General features: G+C 56.1%; 2 protein-coding genes and 1 pseudogene. All 3 read right to left on the bottom strand.

Translation table 11 applies throughout. From position 1 onward, the window contains the following. Positions 1–1,160: pseudogene (locus ACESLU_RS12590) on the bottom strand (hypothetical protein); the annotation flags it as partial. Between the two features lie 35 nt (positions 1,161–1,195). Beyond that, positions 1,196–3,028 (bottom strand): family 16 glycoside hydrolase, encoded by a 1,833-nt coding sequence (locus ACESLU_RS12585; RefSeq protein ID WP_372638990.1) that lies wholly within the window; start codon positions 3,026–3,028, stop codon positions 1,196–1,198. 388 nt (positions 3,029–3,416) lie between these two features. Then, a partial coding sequence (locus ACESLU_RS12580) for a HEAT repeat domain-containing protein (protein WP_372638989.1) occupies positions 3,417–3,944 on the bottom strand: 528 nt, incomplete at its 5' end.

Genomic DNA, 3,944 nt, shown 5'->3' with positions numbered 1-3,944 from the left:
TCGCCGGCCGACCCCCATCCGCGGTTGGTTTCCCCTACAAACAGCGAACCGTCATCGGCCCACGCCATCCGAAGCACCCCCGACTGAAATCCGCTGCGGAAGTCAAGGGCGGCCCCCTGGTAAGTACTGTTTACCTTCTCCATATCCACTCGCATAATTTTGCTTTGTCCCTGATCGCCCACCAGCAACTGGCCTGCGAAAGGACCAAAGTGTCCCTCTGGAATCTCCTGAATATCAGAGTTGGAAATCCCCAGGATGCCGTGGGGCAGCCAGACGGCCGGTGTTTTCAGGGCCGGCAGCTGCTCCTGCAGCTCAAACATCGTTTTGAAATCTTCTTCTTTTTGGATGTTTTCCGGCTTGATATAGTTGCCGTTCCCGTCCTTGTTATAGCGGGGATCCACATGCTCGTAGAGATCTTCCATCGTCATGCTGAGCGGAGCATTCGGCCTGTCGGTCCACCGCAACCCGGCAGGATGTCCCATAAAGTTCCCCTCCTCGACATGCCAAAGTCCCCCCGATCCAATCCAGTCCCCCTGGTTCTCAGTATAGAACAGCTGCCCGTCGACCCATCCCAGTCCGGCCGGCGAACGCATCCCCGTGGCCCAGGGTTTCATCTGGCCCTCTTCGCTTATGCGCATCATCCACCCTCTCCAGGGCACCCGGCTTTCTCCCCGCCACCACTGCTGATCGCCGAATGCCACATTGCCCGAGACATAGAAGGAGCCGTCCGGGGCGATGAGCGGTCCGTAGCTGTACTCGTGATAGTGTCCCGATAGCGGCCAGGAATAGACGGTTTCGATCACATCCGCCTTCCCATCCAGTGTGGTATCTTCCAGGCGCGTGAGCTCCCCGCGCTGGGCGCAATACAATGCCCCGTCTTTATAAGCCAGTCCCAATACCTCATGCAGTCCCGAGGCGAAACGCCGGAAATAAGGATTATCGCTGGTCGGATTTTCAACAATCAGGATATCACCGCGCCGCGTAGCAACACCGAGATCCCCGTTTGGAAGAACCGCGAGCCCCCCCACTTCCAGCACTTCCCCTTCCGGGCTGTTAACATCTACTATGGGAAAAAAATCCTCTTCGGAGGGAGTGTTCTGGGCAAAAACTCCCCCGCTAACGGCAGACAACAGAATCAGAACGGCCAAACAGTGACGCATGTAAGACATAATCAATTTCATTTCTTCACGTAGGTTTAAAAGAGAATGGTATAGTGTACGCTCGGCCGCGCCGGCACCAGAAGCTCCTGGAGATCACCGGTGGACCGGATAAAAGGGTCGAGCCCGGCGTCGACTTCCAGGTAGTAGGAGCGGTCACCAACCTGATACCGGTCTGCTTCCTTCTTTGTAATCGAGGTGCCGGCGGCAAGGCGGACGTACAGATCATCCCCGGGCTCCGAGAATTTGAGGGTCCGCCGGACGCCCCGGCCACCGGAGACCACCCGGATTTCATCCTCCACTTCCCTGCCGTACATTTCGAATATAAAAGTGGGATTGTCGTTGATGTCCACCGTGTACCCCTTTGACCGGAATCCCGTTCCTGTCGTATCGCTGGTCCACTCAGCCTGCTCATCCTCCAACTGGTTTACAGCCGGTGAGGCTTCCTCAAGCAGATGGAGGACCGATCCATTCGGACGGGAGGTCCCGTTGCCCCGGTTGTGCCACATCGGTGTCGTATCCAAAAAGCGTCCCCGCCACAGCTGCACCAGGTTGCCCCGGTTGAGGTCATAGCTGTAGTGCAGCTTATGCGGGCTGCTTATCGAAACGGCATGTGTCAGCCGCTCGCCTCCGGGCAGATCCATAAAACTCCGCAGCAGCGGCTTGTCCCGGGCCTCCACATAAATGGGGCGGGGGCCCTGTTGTCCGCTCAACCGGGTATCGCTGAGGGTATGGGGACGAAGTCCCGGTGCTGAAACCGAAAGCGCCAGGTTCGGCTCCGCCCAATTAGCCTGGCGGGCATAGAGAAGTTCAAACGGCACTTCCCCTTCCGGCAGACGTACCTCGCCGGTATTGCCATCAATCGGGATCACCTCCTCCCCGTCGATACGCAACAGACCGCCACCGCCGGCTGCCTCGAGACGGAACGTATAGTCCCCGGCGCTGCTGCTTCGCAGGGTCCCGGTATAGTGCAACAGAAACTGGTCCGGCAGCTGGCCCAACTGGGCCGTGAGCAGCTCTGAGGAACCCGATTGTACGGCTGAAAGGGTATCCAGGTCGGGTTCTTCGCTGAAAACACCCTCATAGACGCTGTATTCGAGTCCGCCAATAGTAGGCGCAGGCTGGTCGTAACGGGTGATTTTCATATTGCGAAAAGCCACCGCCCCGTGATCTCCCTGCAGGCGCAGCGGTCCCCGGTCCACCTCGTCGTCCCCGATAGCCCCGCGGGTCGGTCCCTGTAGCTCCAGGCCCTCATGGATGGTAACCCCGTTCAATGCGGCCCGGATAATCTGGGCATTCGCCACTTTGTTGCCCTCCGCGTCGAAGCGGGGCGCCCGGAACGAAATTTCCAGGTGCTGCCACAAACCGGGAGCCCGGCTCGCATTTTGTCGCGGAGGATATCCTTCGTATCCCTTTTGTCCGTCCACCCTGCTCTCGTCCCACCGTTCGTATATCCCGCCGTGATCCCCCGATGTCGGGTTTTGAGTCGCCCAGCTGTCCAGCAGCTGAACTTCATACCGTCCCTGCAGGTAGATGCCGGAGTTGGAATCTTTCGCCATCATGACATCCAGCTCCAGGTCTATATCCCCGTGATCAAGCCTGGTAATCAGATCTGTCCCCTGACGATCCCCGGGCGTGTTCACCAGGATGCCGGTCCCCGGTTCCACCTCCAGATGATTGGCCTTGTCCAACGAAGCCCATACGGCGCCCGCAACCTGCCAACTCTGGCCGGAATTCTCAAAGGCAGACAGATCCTGCAGCGATATTTCCGGGTCCGTTTCGGCCTGCTGCCCGCGGGTGATATGATTTGAACCGAGCAAGAGGATCATGCAGGACAGCATGCCTCCAAGAACAGTTATTTTTCTATTCATGATAAGTACCAAGTGTATTTTAAAATTAGTACGGGCAAGTCCCTTAGTGCGTTTCCTATTATTTGAATTAACACGCCTTTTTCAAAAAAAAACAGGGCCAAGCGTTTTGAAAAAAATAAATTATAGCTATTTCATAAAACAGCATAATCTAATGTTTCACGCTGTGATACACCCAAATGATTTGCGTACTGCGCTGATCTCAAGACGGTTGGACAACGTACGACCGATACGTCTTAGGCACGGTCTTGCGGTTCTTTTTGCTTACTATCAAATCTCTTAGTGAAAAATCTGAGCTGAAACTGCGGCACGAAAACCAATATAATTAAACTTCTTGAACCCCGCAGGTCCTTCGTATTGGCACATACAACGCAAGGTTTTTATAAGACGATCACTCCCCGATCCCCTGCCTTATCGCATGATACACCCGGGCGTCGTATTCATCCGCCCGGTACTCTTCCAGGAACGAAATAATTTCCGGATTCCGGTTTTTAAGCAGTCCCTGCACAACCAGATACCGTATGCGGGGATCCGGCGACTCTGCCAGCAGCTCCCGCCCTCTCTCCAGCCAGTTGTCGGATGTATTCTCATATTCGGTCAAAAGGTCCAGGGCCGCCTGACGCACCCCGTAATCATACTCTTCATCCAGAAAACGTTCAGCTTCACTGAGAATACCCGCCTCTCCCTCATCAGCCAACTGCCGTATGGCGGCCACCGAACGGTGTCCCACAGTATCCTGGCGGACGATATCAGCGATAAACCCCTTTAACTCCTCCCCGGAGGCGATAGTCGAAAGAGTGGCTATCCCCTGCTTGAACACCGGGAGACGATCGGTACTGACCGTCACCTGCTGAACGGTACTCAGGATATCAGGATTCTCCGGGTAGTTTTGCAGGGCCTTGAGTCCCGCCTGCCGCAC

Source organism: Fodinibius sp., from assembly GCF_041642155.1.
In the GTDB taxonomy this organism is placed as follows: Bacteria; Bacteroidota; Rhodothermia; order Balneolales; family Balneolaceae; genus Fodinibius.
Note: the sequence above shows the minus strand (reverse complement) of the source record. Positions and strands in the feature narration are given on the sequence as shown.